The sequence below is a fragment of the Achromobacter sp. FW305-C-28 genome, from assembly GCF_058783235.1.
Map to the genome: position 1 here is coordinate 43,395 of NZ_JBYSYL010000017.1, position 16,045 is coordinate 59,439.

At 65.9% G+C, this 16,045-nt stretch carries 13 protein-coding genes, 1 tRNA gene and 2 pseudogenes; 10 read left to right on the forward strand and 6 right to left on the reverse strand.

The window, feature by feature from the left end:
• The first annotated feature begins 5 nt into the window (after positions 1–5).
• On the forward strand, positions 6–1,712 hold the full coding sequence (locus tag AC3WMR_RS28720; RefSeq protein ID WP_492266538.1) for an AMP-binding protein: 1,707 nt from the start codon (positions 6–8) through the stop codon (positions 1,710–1,712).
• Between the two features lie 27 nt (positions 1,713–1,739).
• Here the strand turns inward: AC3WMR_RS28720 and AC3WMR_RS28725 are convergent, their stop codons facing one another.
• Positions 1,740–2,615: an inositol monophosphatase family protein gene (locus tag AC3WMR_RS28725; RefSeq protein WP_492266537.1), complete on the reverse strand. Its 876-nt coding sequence runs from the start codon at positions 2,613–2,615 to the stop codon at positions 1,740–1,742.
• Between the two features lie 143 nt (positions 2,616–2,758).
• Between AC3WMR_RS28725 and mnmC the strand changes: the two genes are divergently transcribed.
• The 9 genes and pseudogenes from mnmC (at position 2,759) to AC3WMR_RS28770 (ending at position 11,465) form a co-directional block, all read left to right on the forward strand.
• Entirely contained in the window at positions 2,759–4,633 is a 1,875-nt protein-coding gene (mnmC, locus tag AC3WMR_RS28730) for a bifunctional tRNA (5-methylaminomethyl-2-thiouridine)(34)-methyltransferase MnmC2/FAD-dependent 5-carboxymethylaminomethyl-2-thiouridine(34) oxidoreductase MnmC1 (protein WP_492266536.1), read from the forward strand.
• A 269-nt stretch (positions 4,634–4,902) separates the two neighbouring features.
• A complete protein-coding gene (locus tag AC3WMR_RS28735) occupies positions 4,903–7,128 on the forward strand; it encodes a glycoside hydrolase family 31 protein (RefSeq protein ID WP_492266535.1) in 2,226 nt (741 codons plus the stop codon).
• Between the two features lie 173 nt (positions 7,129–7,301).
• Entirely contained in the window at positions 7,302–8,390 is a 1,089-nt protein-coding gene (locus AC3WMR_RS28740) for a methionine ABC transporter ATP-binding protein (RefSeq protein WP_025136655.1), read from the forward strand.
• Positions 8,347–9,000: a methionine ABC transporter permease gene (locus tag AC3WMR_RS28745; RefSeq protein WP_006392981.1), complete on the forward strand. Its 654-nt coding sequence runs from the start codon at positions 8,347–8,349 to the stop codon at positions 8,998–9,000. Before AC3WMR_RS28740 ends, AC3WMR_RS28745 begins: the two co-directional genes overlap by 44 nt.
• 50 nt (positions 9,001–9,050) lie before the next feature.
• Positions 9,051–9,848: a MetQ/NlpA family ABC transporter substrate-binding protein gene (locus tag AC3WMR_RS28750; protein ID WP_199164342.1), complete on the forward strand. Its 798-nt coding sequence runs from the start codon at positions 9,051–9,053 to the stop codon at positions 9,846–9,848.
• 214 nt (positions 9,849–10,062) lie between these two features.
• Positions 10,063–10,138, forward strand: a tRNA-Lys gene (locus AC3WMR_RS28755).
• A gap of 149 nt (positions 10,139–10,287) precedes the next feature.
• A pseudogene (locus AC3WMR_RS28760) lies at positions 10,288–10,419 on the forward strand (transposase); the annotation flags it as partial.
• Between the two features lie 3 nt (positions 10,420–10,422).
• Positions 10,423–10,545 (forward strand): annotated as a pseudogene (locus AC3WMR_RS28765) (hypothetical protein); the annotation flags it as partial.
• Positions 10,546–10,616: 71 nt separating this feature from the next.
• Positions 10,617–11,465 (forward strand): pirin family protein, encoded by an 849-nt coding sequence (locus AC3WMR_RS28770; RefSeq protein WP_492266534.1) that lies wholly within the window; start codon positions 10,617–10,619, stop codon positions 11,463–11,465.
• 64 nt (positions 11,466–11,529) lie between these two features.
• On the opposite strand, the gene AC3WMR_RS28775 is transcribed toward AC3WMR_RS28770, so the two are convergent.
• From AC3WMR_RS28775 to AC3WMR_RS28795, 5 genes are all read right to left on the reverse strand, one after another.
• Entirely contained in the window at positions 11,530–11,817 is a 288-nt protein-coding gene (locus tag AC3WMR_RS28775) for an MSHA biogenesis protein MshH (RefSeq protein ID WP_492266533.1), read from the reverse strand.
• Positions 11,818–11,988: 171 nt separating this feature from the next.
• Entirely contained in the window at positions 11,989–13,605 is a 1,617-nt protein-coding gene (locus AC3WMR_RS28780; RefSeq protein ID WP_492266532.1) for a methyl-accepting chemotaxis protein, read from the reverse strand.
• Between the two features lie 151 nt (positions 13,606–13,756).
• On the reverse strand, positions 13,757–14,668 hold the full coding sequence (locus AC3WMR_RS28785; protein ID WP_492266531.1) for a LysR family transcriptional regulator: 912 nt from the start codon (positions 14,666–14,668) through the stop codon (positions 13,757–13,759).
• A 418-nt stretch (positions 14,669–15,086) separates the two neighbouring features.
• Complete coding sequence (locus tag AC3WMR_RS28790) at positions 15,087–15,506, reverse strand: hypothetical protein (RefSeq protein WP_492266530.1); 420 nt, start codon at positions 15,504–15,506, stop codon at positions 15,087–15,089.
• On the reverse strand, positions 15,503–15,943 hold the full coding sequence (locus tag AC3WMR_RS28795; protein ID WP_025136664.1) for a ferric uptake regulation protein: 441 nt from the start codon (positions 15,941–15,943) through the stop codon (positions 15,503–15,505). The genes AC3WMR_RS28790 and AC3WMR_RS28795 overlap by 4 nt, the downstream gene beginning before the upstream one ends.
• Positions 15,944–16,045 lie beyond the last annotated feature (102 nt).

Here is a 16,045-nt window from a genome sequence, read left to right on the forward strand (position 1 = left end):
ACACCATGACCCGCCCGTGGCTTGCCCATTACCCGCAAGGGGTTCCCGCCGATATTTCCACTGACGGCTACACCTCGCTGACCGACCTGCTGGACCGCGCCTGCAAGCAGTATGCGTCCCGCACCGCCCTGACCGCCATGGGCAGCGACATCACCTATGCGCAGCTGGATGCGCATGCCCGGGCGTTCGCCGGCTGGCTGCAAAGCCTGGGGCTGCCCAAGGGCTCACGGGTCGCGCTGATGATGCCCAATGTGCCGGCCTACCTGGTCGCCATGCTGGGCACGCTGCGGGCCGGCCACGCCGTGGTCAACGTCAACCCGCTCTACACCGCCGACGAACTGCAGCGCCAGTTGCAGGACAGCGGCGCGTCCGTCATCGTCATTCTCGAGAATTTCGCGCACACGCTGCAAAGCGTGTCCGACCGCGGTGCGCTCAAGCATATTGTGGTGACGGGCCCGGGCGACCTGCTCGGCGGCCTGAAGGCGCCGCTGGTCAACCTGGCGGCCCGCTATATCAAGAAGCTGGTGCCCGCCTGGCGCATCGACGGCGCGCTGATGCTGCCGCAGGTGCTGGCCCAGGGCGCGCGGCTGCCGTTCGCCGCGCCGGCCATTTCGATGGATGACCTGGCGGTGTTGCAATACACCGGCGGCACCACCGGCGTGCCCAAGGGCGCGATGCTGTCGCACCGCAACCTGACCGCCAACGTGATGCAGATGGAAGCCGTGGCCAGCCCCGCGCTGCACGACATGGCAGGCCAGCAGATCACCATTCTCAGCGCCTTGCCGCTGTACCACGTGTTCGCCATGACGGTCTGCGGCCTGTATGGCCTGCATGCGGGCATGCGCAACGTGCTTGTCATCAACCCGCGCGATCAGCCTTCGCTGATCGGGGCGTGGCGCAAGACGCCCATCAACGTGTTCCCGGGCGTCAATACACTGTTCAACGCGCTGGCCCACAATGACGACTTCGCCAAGCTGGATTTTTCCGGCTTGCGGCTGACCCTGGGCGGCGGCATGGCCGTGCAGCAGGCGGTGGCCGAGCGCTGGCTCAAGATCACCGGGCGGCCGCTGGTAGAGGGCTATGGGTTGTCCGAGACATCGCCGGTGGCCACGGTCAACCCGACCAACGCCACCGCGTATTCGGGGTCCATCGGCCTGCCGTTGCCGTCCACCGAGGTGGCGATTCTTGATGATGCCGGCCACGAGGTGCCGCTGGGCGAGCGGGGCGAGGTGGCCATCCGCGGGCCGCAGGTCATGCTGGGTTACTGGCAAAAGCCGGACGAAACTCGCCACGCCATGACGGCCGACGGATTCTTCCGAACCGGCGATATCGGCATCATGGACGACAAGGGCTACACGCGTATCGTCGACCGCAAGAAGGACATGATCACGGTGTCCGGCTTCAAGGTCTATCCGAACGAGGTCGAAGCGGCAGTGGCGCAAATGCCCGGCGTGCTGGAATGCGCCGCCATCGGCGTGCCGGACGAGCATTCGGGCGAGGCCGTGAAGGTGTTCGTGGTGAAGAAAGACCCGGCGCTGACCGAAGCGCAGGTGCAGGCGTGGTGCAAGGACAAGCTGACTGGCTACAAGCGGCCGCGCTTCGTCGAGTTCCGTGATGAACTGCCCAAGAGCAACGTCGGCAAGATCCTGCGGCGTGAATTGCGCCCCGATGCCGAAGTCAAGGCGGCTGCGCCGCAGGGTCAAGCGGCTTGACCTGATGTGCCGCCGGACGGCCGGGCGTCAGCCCGGCTGGTCCAGGTGCGGGGCGATCATGTCGTGCAGGGCGCGTTCGATGTCGCGGTTGCCCGCCACCACGCGTCCGCCGATGGGCCAGGAATCGGTGCGATGCATGTCGCTGCAGGCGCCGCCCGCTTCGCGCACGATCAGCGTTCCCGCGGCCACATCCCAGGGGGCGAGCCCCATTTCCCAATAGCCGTCATAGCGGCCGCAGGCCGTCCAGGCCAGGTCCAGCGCGGCTGCGCCCATGCGCCGTACGCCACGCGCACGGTTGATGGCGTCATGCAGCATCGGCATGTATTGGCTGGCGAAAGAGAAGTCACGGAACGGAAAGCCCGTGGCCAGTACCGAGTCTTCGAGCGTGCGGGTGCGTGAACACGAGATGCGGCGGCCATTGAGCCACGCGCCCAGGCCGTACACGGCGGTGAAGAGTTCTTCGCGGCAGGGGTCGTAGACCACGCCGACGACGGGCGTGTCGACGGCCAGGCGTTCGTTGGCCGAGACGGCCGTGCCGGCATGCGCGATCAGGGCGATGGAGACCGCATAGTGGGGGATGTCGTGCAGGAAATTGGTGGTGCCGTCCAGCGGATCGATGTACCAGGTGGCGATGCCCTGGGCCTGGCCGCCAGTTTCCTCGGCGACGATGCCGAACTTGGGCGTGCGGGCCTGCAGCTCCTGGATAATGACGGCCTCGGCTTCGCGGTCAGCCTGCGACACGAGATCGTTGCGCGCTTTGCGGTCGATCACGAGATCGGCGCGGTGATGCGCGTAGGATTGCAGGATGGCGGCACCGGCATGCGCCGCTGTGACCGCGGCGTCGATCGCGGCGCACAGGTCAATGGACGAAGCCAGCGAGCGGGGCTGATCATAGGTTTCCATGAATCGAGTGTAAGCCCAGGTATGCGTCAAATTCGTGGCCGCGGCCGCAAAAGCGGTGTGGTGCGTGGCGTCGATCCAACGCAAGCCGGTCGCGCCGTCCGATAATCTTCTCCGTCAGGCATTCGTCAAATTCGCTGGTTTTCATGTCTTCTTCCTATGTGCCGCTACTCCCCGCCGTCGCTGCATTCGACGCGCAGGGCCGCCTTTACAGCCCTGTCTATGGCGACGTGTACCACTCGCCGTCGGGCGCGCTGGGGCAGGCCGAACACGTGTTTCTTCGCGGCAATGGCCTGCCTGAGCGCTGGCGTGGGCGCGACGCCTTCACGGTCTGCGAGACTGGTTTTGGCCTGGGACTGAATTTCCTGGCGCTGTGGCGCGCGTGGCGTGACGATCCGCAGCGTTCGCGCGCCCTGCATGTGGTGTCGCTGGAAGCGCATCCGTTTGGGCGCGCAGACCTCGAGGCGTTGCTGGCGCGGCACGCGCCCGATTCGCTGGCGTCGCTGGGCGGGCAATTGGCCGCGCAATGGCCGCCCCTGCTGCCGGGCTTGCATCGACTGGAGTTCGAAGGCGGCGCGGTGACGCTGACCTTGGGTTTTGGCGATGCGCAGACGCTGGCGCCACGCTTGTCGGCCAGGGTGGACGCTTACTTCCTGGACGGCTTTGCGCCCGAACGCAATCCCCACATGTGGCAGACGCCACTGCTCAAGGCGCTGGCGCGGCTGGCCGCGGCCGACGCCACCGTGGCGACCTGGGCGTGCACCGGCGAATTGCGGCAGGCCTTGCAGGATGCGGGATTCGAGGCACGCAGGGCGCCGGGTTATGGCGGCAAATGGCACATGACCGTGGGAGCGGTGGCTGCGTCGGGCGCCGCGGCGGGTGCGCCAGCCGTGGCCGATGCCGACCGCCATGCCGTGGTGGTCGGCGCGGGGCTGGCCGGGTCGGGAATGGCGCAGTCGCTGGCGCTGCGCGGGTGGCGCGTGACGGTGCTGGATGCGGCGTTGGCGCACGGTATGGCTGCCCATGCAGGCCATGCCGCGGCGGCCTTGACGCCTGTGCTGGCGCGGGACGACAACGCGCGGGCGCGCTTGTCGCGCGCGGGCAGCGCCCGGGCCTTGGCGCGGTGGGCAGGCTTGCCTGTCGGCGCGGCGCCGACCGTTTGCGGCACCGTGCAGCTGGAACGCGACGAGGGGCGGGCGGCCGCGCTGGCTGGCACGCTGGCAACCCTGGCCCTTCCCAAGGAGTGGGTCCGTGAAGTCAGCCGCGACGAAGCCAGCGCGTTGGCAGGTCTGCCGCTGGCGCGCGGCGGCGTGTTTTTTGGCCAGGGCATGCTGGTGCAGCCCGACAAATTGATCCCCGCGTTGCTGACCACGCCCGGGGTGCAGGTCGTGCCACGCGCGGTGGGGCGGGTGGTGGCCGAGGGGGCCGGCTGGCGTGTCCTGGACGCGGCGGGCCACGAATTGGCGCGAGCCGGCACCGTCATCCTGGCCAATGCCTTCGGGGCGCAGGCGGTATTGGAGGCCAGCGGCTTGCTGGCGCCCCTGCCACGGGTGGCGCAGATGCATGCGCTGGCCGGCGAAGTGACCCTGGTGCCGGCAGCAGCCTTGGCGGGCGGCCCCCGCTGCGTGGTGGGGGGCGAAGGCTATCTGCTGCCCGACACCGGGGCCGGTTGCGTGGTGGGCAGCACCTATGTGCATGGCGCGACCCAGGCGAGCATCGGGGCCGAGGGGCAGCGGGTCACGCTGGACAAGGCGGCGGGCTTGCTGGGCGGCGCATTTCCGGAGTTCGACGCCCTGGTGCCGGGCAGCCTGCCGGGCTGGGCGGGATGGCGCGCGGTGCTGCCGGGGCGGCTGCCCGCCGTAGGGGCGTTGGCACATGCGCCGGGCCTGTGGCTGGCCGCCGGTTACGCGTCACGCGGGCTGTCGTGGTCGGCATTGATGGGGGACCTGATCGCCGCGCGCCTTTGCGGCGAACCGTCACCGCTTGAAACCGATCTGACCCAACTTATTTTGCCGCGCTGAAAAAAACTTCAGGGCCCCGGGGGGAGTCGGGCCAGGTGGCGTAGAATTGCGGGAAATGCCAGGATTTGGCGCCAAATAGCCCGCTTTGGGCTCAAAATTGGCGTTCCGGCGGCGCCCCGGCGGTTGGCCGGGCAAGCGTTGGCGGGGGCTTTGTGCCCCCTTTTTTGGATGATATCGCTGTCCAGAAGAGGGACCGAGTTTATTTCAAAGCTCAAATCCGTCAAAATAGCGTCTTTTGATGGTTTTTGGCTTAAGCCGGGGGATGCTCTGTGCCGCCCAAGTTCGACTTTGCCCATACTACCCAGCTCGACAACATCGAGCTGCTGACGTCCCGCCCCAGTCGCATCGATTTCGACGCGGGCGATGGGTTGCACCTGGTAGTCGAGGCGCATGCGCCTGGTGTTTTTCGCCTGCGCTGCGGCGAGGCGAACCACCTTACCGATGACAAGCCCGGCGCGCGTGCGCGCGCCGTGGCTGAAATGCTGCTCGCGCGCCAAGAGGCCGTGGGCGAGGCCGCCATCGCGCCACGCGAAGGCGGGGACGGTTGGCGCATCACCCAGGGCGACGTTGCCCTGGAGATCCAATCCAACCCCGTGCGAATTGCGTTGTATCGCAATGACGCGCGGGTGTTCGAGTCCGAGGTTTCCGCGCATACGCCCGCATTTGGGTACAACGCGCTGGACCAGGCCGACGATGCTTCCTGGACGGCGGGGTTCACCCTGCTGCCGGACGAGCGCGTCTACGGCCTGGGCGAAACCCCGGGCGACCTGAACCGTCGCGACGAATCCGTCGTTTCCGACGACCCCGAGCATCGCGCCTTGCCGCTGGCATGGAGCCCGCGAGGCTGGGGCGTGTACGTCAACGCGATGCGCCGGGTGCAGCACTCGGTGGGCGCCGCGCCGGCCGATTCGGCCTACATCGTCAGTGTCGACGATGCCGTGCTCGACGTCTTCCTGTTTGCCGGCGAGCCCGCCGAAATCCTGAATCAGTACACCGCCCTGACCGGCCGCGCCGGCCAGCCGGTGCTGTGGGCAATGGGCGCGTGGCTGCAGCAGGCCAGCGGCGAAATGCCGACGCAGACCGTGGCGCTGGTGGCCCGCATGCGCGAAAACCAGATCCCGGTCGACGCCGTCACGCTAACGCAGCCGGCGGCCTGGGGCTTCCAGTCCGACAAGGCCGTGTTCGAATGGGATGCCCAGCGCTTCCCGGACGCCAAGCAGATGCTGGCGCTGTTCCACAAGCACAACGTGCACGTGGCCGCCTCGGGCTTCCCGGGCGTGATCAAGACCAGCCCGCTGTTCGAGGAACTCGAAGACCGCGGCTGGCTGCTGGCCAAGGACGACGGCTCGGCACAGGTGTTCGACGGCAACGCCGCCACCTCGGGTCAGCCTTATGGCCTGCTGGACCTGACCTACCGCGACATCTACAACCTGTGGGTCGAGCGCCATCGCCAACTGATCGAAGACGGCCTGGACGCGCCCGCGTGCGATGCCCAGATCGCCATCCCCGACGGCGTCAACGCCCGCAACGGCGAAACCGGCGCGGCGCTGCGCAGCATGTATCCGCTGCTGGTGCGCCGCGCACTGTTCGACGCGGTTGCCGGCCTGAAGGTACCGCCCGAAGGGGTGGTGCCCAGCACCGACCTGTTCCCGGCGGCGCAGCGCCTGCCGTGGCAGGTGGGGCCGCAGGTCGACAATTCCTGGGACGGCCTGCGCCATACCTTGCGTACGGCCCTGTCCATCGGCGCCTCGGGCCTGCCCGTGCAGGTGCACGGCATCGGCACGGCCTCGCGCAGCGCGGCCGGCATGACGCCCGAGCTCTACCTGCGTTGGCTGACCGCCGGCGTGTTCTCGGCGAACTTCTCCTTCCAGGGCGTGGCCGGCCTGATGCCTTGGGACTTCGGCGACGAGACCCTGGCCCAGGTCAAGACCTGGATGCAATGGCGCTATCGCCTGGTGCCTTATGTGCTGGGCGCCATCGAAGACGCCGCGCGCACCGGCTTGCCGGTGCAGCGGTCCATGGCGCTGTCGTTCCCGAACGACCCGCATGCCCACGAATGGGATCTGCAATACCTGCTGGGCCCGGCCCTGCTGGTGGCGCCGATCACCGAGCCGGGCAAGCAGGTGCGGGTGTACCTGCCCAAGGGCGACGCCTGGTGGGACCTGAACACCGGCCACCGCTACGAAGGCGGCACCACCTGGACCATCGATTGCGACCTGGGCCAGTTCCCGGTGTTCGGCCGGGAAGGGCACATGCTCTGTCTGGGACCTGCCGCGCAGCACACGGGCGAGTTCAATTCGGCGCGCATCCTGGACGAAGTGTGGATGTTCGGCATGCCGGTGCACAACCCGGTGGTCATGCGCAACAAGATCCGCGTCATGCAGATGCAGGGCTCCAGCTACATCAAGGGCCTGGAAGGCTTGCGCATCTCGCCGTCCGAGGGGCTCGAGGTCAAGCGCCGCGGCGCTGAAGTGCGCATCTCGCGCGCTCGCTGATCCCGGAGTGGCCGGCTACCGGCCACCCCCGAACAAAAGGGCAGTCAGGAAGGCTTTCCTTCCCGACTGCCCTTTACGTCTTTGTGCGGACGTATTTTATATTACTGTTAGTTATAAAAAATGGAAAAAACGGTCGTTCTCTTTAGAAGAGAAAAGATACAAAATCGCTTGCCATGATCCAGATCGAGAACCTATCCAAGACCTACGCCACGCCGCATGGCCAGTTCCAGGCGCTGCGCGGCATCAACCTGCACATCCAGCAGGGCGAGGTCTTCGGCATCATCGGCCCCAGCGGGGCCGGTAAAAGCACGCTGGTCCAGTGCATCAACCTGCTTGAGCGCCCCAACGAAGGCACCATTGCCATCGGCGGCCAGCAGCTGACCGGCCTGAACGAAGCGCAGTTGCGCGCCCAGCGCCGCCGCATCGGCATGGTGTTCCAGGGCTTCAACCTGCTGTCGCGCCGCACCGTGTACGGCAACGTGGCGCTGCCGCTGGAAATCGCTGGCGTGGCCAGGAATGAAATTCCCGCCCGCGTCGAGCGCCTGCTGGCCCTGGTGGGCCTGGAGCATCTGCGCGATCGCTATCCCAGCCAGATCAGCGGCGGGCAGAAGCAGCGCGTGGGTATCGCACGCGCCTTGGCCAACAACCCGGATGTGCTGCTGAGCGACGAGGCCACGTCCGCGCTGGACCCTGAAACCACCCACAACATCCTGGCATTGCTGCGCGACATCAACCGCAAGACCGGCGTGACCGTCGTGATGATCACGCACCAGATGGAAGTGGTGCGCGAGGTCTGCGACCGCGTGGCCGTGCTGTCGCAAGGTGAAGTGGTTGAAATGGGCAGCACGCGCGAAGTGTTCGCGCAGCCGCGCCACGAAGTGACCCGCGCCATGGTGTCGGCGGCTACCGCGTCGGACCTGACCGACGCCACGCTGGCCGCCGTGAAGCAGCGTATCGAGACGCTGGCCGCGGCCAAGCCTGGCCAGGCCGTGCGCCTGTTGCGCCTGTCTCTGACCGGCACCGACGCGTCGGGCTCGTTCCTGTCCGACCTGTCCACGCAGTATTCGCTGGACGTCGGCCTGGTACAGGCCCGCGTCGAAGACATCCAGGGCGTGGCCGTAGGCACGATGTTCGTGCTGGCGCAAGGCACCCCCGCCGCGGTCAAGGACGCGATTGCCGCGTTGACCGCCCGTGACATTACCGTTGAAGAAATTGCTCATGAGCCCGCAACTGATCGACCTGCTTATTACGTCGCTGCTTGACACCCTGCTGATGGTGGGTGTGGCTAGCGCCATTGCGGTGCTGGTCGGCATTCCGCTGGGCGTGATCCTGACTGTCACCGCGCGCGGCAACATGCTGGAGAACCAGCCGGTGAACCACGCCCTGGGCGCGGTCATCAACGCCACGCGTTCGGTGCCGTTCGTGATCCTGATGGTCGCGATCATTCCGTTCACGCGCCTGGTGGCCCAGACGTCCATCGGCACCACCGCGGCCATTGTGCCCTTGTCGGTGGCTGCGATTCCGTTCATGGCGCGCATTGCCGAGAACGCGATGCGCGAAGTCGATCCGGGCCTGATCACCGCCGCGCGCGCCATGGGCGCATCGCCCATGCAGATCATCATGAAGGTGCTCTTGCCCGAGGCGCTGCCCGGCCTGATCGCCGCCACCATCGTCACCGTGGTCAGCCTGATCGGTTATTCGGCCATGGCCGGCGCCATCGGCGGCGGCGGCCTGGGCGACCTGGCGATCCGCTACGGCTACCAGCGCTTCCAGTCCGACGTGATGGCCGCCGTGGTCATCGTGCTGATCGTGCTGGTGCAGTTGATCCAAAGCCTGGGCGACCGCTACGTGCGCCGAATTTCGCACCGCTGAACATCCAGGGCCATTCTTCCTCTACTTCCGACATTCGGGATATTCGCAACATGAGCATCAAGGTTTTGAAGTCGCTGGCCGCGTTCGCCCTCGGCGCCGCCGTATTCGCCCAGCCCGCGCTGGCCCAGGACAAGCCGCTGAAGGTGGGTGTCACCGCCGGCCCGCACGCCCAGATCTTCGACGTGGTCAAGCAGGAAGCCGCCAAGCAGGGCCTGAACATCCAGGTGATCGAGTTCACCGACTACGTGCAGCCCAACGTCGCGCTCGCCTCGGGCGACCTGGACGTCAACAGCTACCAGCACCAGCCCTACCTGGACAACGCCAACGCCGACCGCGGCTACAAGCTGGTCAGCATCGCCAAGACCGTGATCTTCCCCATCGGCATCTACAGCAAGAAGATCAAGTCGCTGGCCGAGCTGAAGGACGGCGCCCGCATCGCGCTGCCGAACGATCCGACCAACGGCGGCCGCGCCTTGCTGCTGCTGCAGGCCAACGGCCTGATCAAGCTGCGTCCGGAAGCGGGCCTGAAGGCGACCCCGATCGACGTGATCGAGAACCCCAAGAAGCTGCGCTTCATCGAACTGGACGCCGCCCAGCTGCCGCGTTCGCTGGACGACACCGATGCGTCGGCCGTGAACACGAACTTTGCGCTGGAAGCCGGCCTGAATCCGGCCAAGGACGCCATCGCCCAGGAATCGCCCAATTCGCCGTACGCCAACGTGCTGGTCGTGCGTGAAAAGGACAAGGACCGTCCCGAGTTCGCCAAGCTGGTCAGCATCTACCACAGCCCGGCCGTGAAGCAATTCATCGAGACCAAGTTCAAGGGCGCCGTGGTTGCTGCCTGGTAAGCCAGCGGCAGTCCCCACCATGCCAGACGGCCGCGCAAGCGGCCGTTTTTCATTGCGCGCAGGAAATGCCGCGCTGTACCGGTGGTCGTGGCCTGCGGCGGCCAGCGAGCACCGGCCCGGGGCGGTAGCCCTGTCGTTGTTGCGGCGCAGACTCGTCTGTGACTCTATTTTTTGACAAGATTCTGGAAATAAGCCATAATTTCTGGCTTCGGTCGGGCTGATAGCTCAGTCGGTAGAGCAGCGGACTTTTAATCCGTTGGTCGCGAGTTCGAGTCTCGCTCAGCCCACCACCCTAATTTTGCAGAAAGCGCCGCTAGATTTTAGCGGCGCTTTTTTCTTGGGCGCGCGCTCGCGGCCTATGGGTGGCCCCGCCACGGAAATCCCCCCATAGAGGCGTCGCATCCAGAAGTAGAATTTTCTCGTTGAAGAGTTCTACAGCGTGAAGAAGTCGAGATTCACAGACGGCCAGATCATCGAAGCGATCAAGCGGGCCGAGGCAGGCTTGGCAGCGCCCGAGCTATGCCGCGAGCTGGGCATCAGTTCGGCAGCGTTCTACAAGTGGCGGGCCAAGCCGCAGCAGAATGCCTATGTCGAGCGATTCAAAAGGACCGTGCGCGACGAGTGGTTATCTCAGTATCACTGGGGTGAAACGGTGTGTTCCACGTATTTTTGGAAAGATCTAATTCTGGGACGCTGAGTGCCGGGCTACGGTGGGAGTCAGCCGGCAGGTCCTGGCCGCCGGATCTTCCTTCACCAATGGAGCTCTTCATGCAGACCGACATCAATCAACGCGCAGTTCATCGCATCGACAATCCGTCGATCCATCAGGGCATCAACGCGTTGCATTGCGCGCGTCAGCTCATCGCCCCCGGGGATTGGGCGTTCAACGATCCGTTTCTGCTGATGGCCGAAGACTGGTTTCCGAAGGGCGTCTTCGATACGCACCCGCACCGCGGCATGGAAACCGTGACCTTCGTACTCGAAGGCCATCTTGAGCATGTGGATAATCACGGCAATGGCGGGGTGATCCAGCCAGGCGATGCGCAATGGATGACCGCCGGCAGAGGCATTCTTCATAATGAAGTGCCCGTCGCGAAAGAGACCGTGCACCTGTTGCAGCTGTGGGTGAATCTGCCTGCGGCAGACAAGATGGTCGAACCTCGCTACCAGGACCTGATCGGCAGCGAAATGCCGCAACGTCAGCTCGACGGCGTGGATATCCGGATTTTCTCTGGCGTATCGGGCGGTGTCGCGGCGCCCACGCTCAACTATGCCAAGGTGACGGTGCTGGACATCCGCATGCAGCCCGGTCGAGACTACGAAGAGCAGATCCCCGGCGACTACAACGTCTTTCTTCATATCCTCGAGGGCGAAGGCACGGTCGGGCCGGACAAGCGGCCCGTGCAGGCGGGGCAGGTGGTCTGGATGGCCCGGCCGGAAAGCGGCGATCCCTCCGGCATTTTGATGTCCAGCGGCAGCGCTGGCATGCGCGTGTTCCTGGCCGGCGGATTGCCGCTGCGCGAGCCGGTCGTGGCTCGCGGTCCTTTCGTGATGAACACGGCCGAACAGATCGCGCAGGCCTATCAGGATTTCCGCAGCGGGGCGTTTGGCGCCTGAACGCGGTGGCGGGCACAGGCCTGCCGCGCACCGGCCTGCCCTGCCGGCGCGCACTTTCCCCGGATCAGGACAGCGTGCGCGGCGGCATGGCCGACAGTTCGGTCAGGCTCAGGCCGCAGCTGCGGGCGCGTTCGGCCAGGGTTGCGCTTTGCTCCAGCGCGCGCTTGCTTTCGGCCAGCAGCACGTCCAGCTGTTCGTCCAGCGACGACGCCATGGTCCAGGCCCGCTCGGCGAATTCGGCCGAGAAGGCATCGACGCAGGGCTTGCAAATGGCCGAGCCGTTGCTTTCCAGCAGGGGCGCGCCTTGCGCCAGCGTTGAGAGGCAAAAATGGCAGGCAAGGGCGCGGCTCATGCGTCGTGGGGCTCGTGGTCAAAGGGAGGCCCGGTGCAAGCGCGCTTGCAGGGCCTTACTTTAGGGACAACGGCCCGGCGGCCGGACTCTTAAATGGCCACGGTGCATTGCCCGGCGAGGCGACGCCAGGCGGGCCGTGTCGGCCCCTGCTGCCAGGGATCGTCCGGGGCCTCAGCCCGCGTAGGCCGGGCGCAGCGGGGCCGCGATGGCCTGGGGCGTGACGTCGATGACGGTCTCGGCGGGCAGCTTGAAGAAGGCGGCGGTGGCCGCCAGGCGCTTGGCCTGTTCTTCCAGCGACGAGGCCGCGGCGGCAGCCTCTTCGACCAGCGCCGCGTTCTGCTGGGTAACGTCGTCCATCTGGGTCACCGCGCGGTTGATCTGGTCGATGCCGATGGACTGTTCGGTCGAGGCTTCGGTGATTTCCGCCATGATCTGGGTGACCCGCTGCACCGATGCCACGATCTCCTGCATGGTGTCGCCGGCCGCGCGGACCTGCTCGGCGCCGCTGTCCACGTTGCTGGACGACTGCTCGATCAGGTCTTTCACTTCGCGGGCCGCCTGGGCGCTGCGCTGCGCCAGGCTGCGCACTTCGCCGGCCACCACTGCGAATCCCTTGCCCTGCTCGCCGGCCCGGGCGGCTTCGACCGCCGCGTTCAAGGCCAGGATGTTGGTCTGGAAGGCGATGCCGTCGATCACCGAGACGATCTCGGCGATGCGCTTGGAGCTGTCCGAGATGCGGGTCATGGTCTGCACTACCTGGCTGACGGCCTCGCCGCCGCGCAGGGCGACGCCACGGCTTTCAGCCGCCAGGCCGTTGGCCTGGTGGGCATGTTCGGTGTTCTGCTTGACCGCGGTGGCCAGCTCTTCCATGGACGCGGCGGTTTCTTCCAGCGAGGCCGCCTGCTCTTCGGTGCGCGACGACAGGTTGGTGTTGCCCGACGAGATCTCGGCCGCGCCGGTATTGATTTCGTTGACGCTGCGGCGCACTTCGCTGACGGTGCGGGTCAGGCTTTCCTGCATGCGCTTGAGCGCCGTGAACAGCACGCCGATCTCGTTGTGGGAGTTCACCGCGACGCGCTGGGTCAGGTCGCCCGAGGCGATGCGGTCAAAGTGCAGGGCGGCGTCCTTCAGCGGTTGCAGCACCTGGCGGCTGATGAAGCGCCAGCAACCCACCGCCAATGCGGCGGCCAGCGCCAGCATGATGATGGTCGACAATTCGGCGCGATCGTAGCGCTGGTCGGACGCGACATTGATCTCATCGGTTCGCCGTTCGGTGTGTTCCAGGAAGCTGTTGACCCGTTCGACGAAGCGGGCGTCGGCGGTACGCGTGTCGACCACGGCGGCCGCATAGCCCTCGGCGGATTGCTTCTGCAAGGCCTGTTCCAGCGCTTCGATGCTGCGCACATAGGCGGTGAACACGCCGTCCAGGTCGCTGGCCAGTTTCTTGCCGGCCTCGGTGTTCTTGGGCACGCGTTGGTAGACGGCGAAGCGTTTGCGGGCGTCTTGCAGGTATTGGGTGGCCTGGTCGACGCTGGCCTGGGCCTGCGCGCCCTTGCCGCTGGTGATGTCCAGGTAGGCGGCCACCAGCGTCAGGCGGCTGCGCAGCAGCAGCGTCTGGGTTTCGTACAGGGGGCGGGTTTGTTCTGCAGACACCGAGCTCAGGTCGTCCACCGCCAGGTCGGCAGCCTTGGCGTAGAGCCAGCCCATGCCTGTGGCGACCGCCAGCGCCAATACGAAGAGGGCCAGGACGGCCGCGAGGCCGGTGCGTATCTTCAGGTTCTTGAGCATGGTGGGGGGCTCCTGTGTGTGTCTTGGGGCTGACCCGTCAAAGCGCGGTCTCGGAAAATCCGGGCTGACTGTAAATTTAAATTACATAACTAACAATTGATCATTTTTCAGGGGGGCATTCTGGTTTTGGCAATGCCCGTCCCGGGCCAGGCTAGAACAGCTGGGGCGCGTCGCTGCGGATGAAGCGCAGGAAGCGATGCGCGGCGTCCGACAGGGGGCGCGAGGCATGCGTCTGGAACTGGAGCTGGCCGGCGTTGAGCAGGGCGTCGTTGATGGGTCGGCAGATCAGCCGGCCCGTTTCCAGGTGATCGGCGGCGGTGAGCCGGGCGCACAGCGTCACGGCGTCACCCGTCAATACATATTGGTAGGCCGCATCCGGCAGGTTGGACGTGAAGGCTGGTGACAGGGTGATGTTGTACAGGCTGCACGCCATGTCGAGCACCTGGCGCAGGGCGCTGCCGCCTTCGGGCAGCGCCAGCGGATAGGCCGGCAATTGCGTGATGTGCAGGGATTCGCAGGCCGCCAGCGGATGGCCGGGGCGCATCACGGCCACGATCTCGGCCGGATGCGAATAGATGACGGCAATGTCCTTTTCGGCCGAGTGGCTATAGGTGACGCCGATGTCGGCCTGGGCCGAGCGCACGCGCTCGGACACCTGGCCGGCATCCAGGATATGCAGGCTGAAGCGGATGGACGGGTGTTCGGCCTGGAAGGCCGCGAACTTGCGCGGCAGGGCGCAGGCGGCAAAGCCCGGGGCGCCGGCGATCTTCACCGTCTGGGTATAGCGGCCGTTCTGGCCGTCGATTTCGGCATAGGTGCGGGCGGCGTCCGCTTCCACCCGGCGGGCGTGATCGGCCAGGATACGCCCGACTTCGGTGACCCGCATACCCTTGGGATGGCGTTCGAACAATTGGTTGTGCAGGCGTTGCTCCAACCCCGCGATCTGCCGGCTGACGGCCGAGCTGACGACGTTGAGCCGGGCGGCGGCGCCATTGACGGACCCTGTGTCGACAACGGTGAGAAAGTAACGAAGCGCGGTGCTGTCGAATTGGAATCGCTTCATTGATATGAGTGCCGTAAATCTCAGTGTCGAGCCCGGGCGGCCGGCAACCGCTAAAAGAGGGTGCGCGGGAGGCGGCGGCCCCCTGGGGCGGTCGCGCCGCGGCGTCTTGTGAACGCGCCGGCCAATGGCGTCGGACCATGGAAGCGAGGGCGGGTCGTGCCGCGGACAGGCCGTGAGCGCCATCCGGGGAGGCCGGCGCGCTGCGATGCCAGCCCTGGCCTGTGGGACAGGCGATCGGGCCAGAGGTGGAATTTATTCCAGCAACACCTTTTGCCACAATCGCAAATTTATCAATATTGCATTCTAATTTCGGCAATAAGACGCCGCGCTGGGGCCTGGCGACGAGAGCGCGGGCCAGGCACGAAAAAAAGCGCGCCCGAAGGCGCGCTGGAAAACGGGCGGCAGCAGGGCCGGTGGATCAGTCCACCACGAAGCCGCCCGGGCCGGTCTGGCCCAGCAATTCCCTCGCGCATTGCACCGCTTCGTGCGGCGTGGCCACGGCCAGGAAGGGCATGCCGAATGCATGCGCCATCTTTTCGGCGCGCTTGCGGATCTTGGCCAGGGCGCCGGCATCACGCTCGACCGCGATGAACGCGCGGCAGCGCGCCTTCAGGCGGGCCATGTTGCTGGTCTGCCATTGGATCATCGCTTTGCGGTCATCGTGGCTGGCTTCCTGGCGCATGTCGGGCACCACCATGACGAAGGTCTGCGGGTTGTTGACCAGCATTTCCATTTCGCGGATCCAGCTGGTGGAATAGCCGGCCGGGGCGCTGCCGTGCTTGGCGGTGACGATAGGGAATTGGGACAGGTCGTGGAAGAAAAACTGGTCGCGGTTCATTCGAATTCTCCGATATAAGGGGCGGGCGCATCCTTGCGGCAGCCGCAGCCGCCGTAAAGCACCAGGCTGTAGGAGTCCAGCGCGAAGCCGCAGTCCCTGGCGATCTTGCGTACCAATTGCGCCATGGCGGGGTCGCTGGATTCCTGGATCCGGCCGCAATGCCGGCAGACCAGGTGGTCGTGGTGTCCCTTGTCATTCAGCTCGTACACGGTCGAGTGCGAGTCGAGCTGAGTACGTTTGAGCACGCCGGCGTCCTCAAGTTGCGTAATGACGCGATAAACCGTCGCCAGGCCGATGCTGCTGCGTTCCGAAATGAGGCTGCGATAGATGTCCGCCGCGCTCATGTGCTGATCCGTATGCTGGTGAAAGACGTCCAGGATCTTCAAGCGGGGGAAGGTGGCTTTGATGCCGGCCACGCGCAAGCGGGTGTGGTCCATGTAGATTCTCCATTCCGGGGCCGATGCCCGAATGATGAGAATGATGTACATTTTCAAATGATCCCGCTAACGGGAATCCGTCAACCTGTAGCTCAAATCTGC

What these genes read in the sequence shown, in the direction of transcription:
- AC3WMR_RS28720 (WP_492266538.1), top strand. Translation starts at nt 6, where the DNA reads ATGACCCGCCCGTGGCTTGCCCATTACCCGCAAGGGGTTCCCGCCGAT.
- AC3WMR_RS28725 (WP_492266537.1), bottom strand. Translation starts at nt 2,615, where the DNA reads ATGGAAACCTATGATCAGCCCCGCTCGCTGGCTTCGTCCATTGACCTG.
- mnmC (WP_492266536.1), top strand. Translation starts at nt 2,759, where the DNA reads ATGTCTTCTTCCTATGTGCCGCTACTCCCCGCCGTCGCTGCATTCGAC.
- AC3WMR_RS28740 (WP_025136655.1), top strand. Translation starts at nt 7,302, where the DNA reads ATGATCCAGATCGAGAACCTATCCAAGACCTACGCCACGCCGCATGGC.
- AC3WMR_RS28745 (WP_006392981.1), top strand. Translation starts at nt 8,347, where the DNA reads ATGAGCCCGCAACTGATCGACCTGCTTATTACGTCGCTGCTTGACACC.
- AC3WMR_RS28750 (WP_199164342.1), top strand. Translation starts at nt 9,051, where the DNA reads ATGAGCATCAAGGTTTTGAAGTCGCTGGCCGCGTTCGCCCTCGGCGCC.
- AC3WMR_RS28770 (WP_492266534.1), top strand. Translation starts at nt 10,617, where the DNA reads ATGCAGACCGACATCAATCAACGCGCAGTTCATCGCATCGACAATCCG.
- AC3WMR_RS28775 (WP_492266533.1), bottom strand. Translation starts at nt 11,817, where the DNA reads ATGAGCCGCGCCCTTGCCTGCCATTTTTGCCTCTCAACGCTGGCGCAA.
- AC3WMR_RS28780 (WP_492266532.1), bottom strand. Translation starts at nt 13,605, where the DNA reads ATGCTCAAGAACCTGAAGATACGCACCGGCCTCGCGGCCGTCCTGGCC.
- AC3WMR_RS28785 (WP_492266531.1), bottom strand. Translation starts at nt 14,668, where the DNA reads ATGAAGCGATTCCAATTCGACAGCACCGCGCTTCGTTACTTTCTCACC.
- AC3WMR_RS28790 (WP_492266530.1), bottom strand. Translation starts at nt 15,506, where the DNA reads ATGAACCGCGACCAGTTTTTCTTCCACGACCTGTCCCAATTCCCTATC.
- AC3WMR_RS28795 (WP_025136664.1), bottom strand. Translation starts at nt 15,943, where the DNA reads ATGGACCACACCCGCTTGCGCGTGGCCGGCATCAAAGCCACCTTCCCC.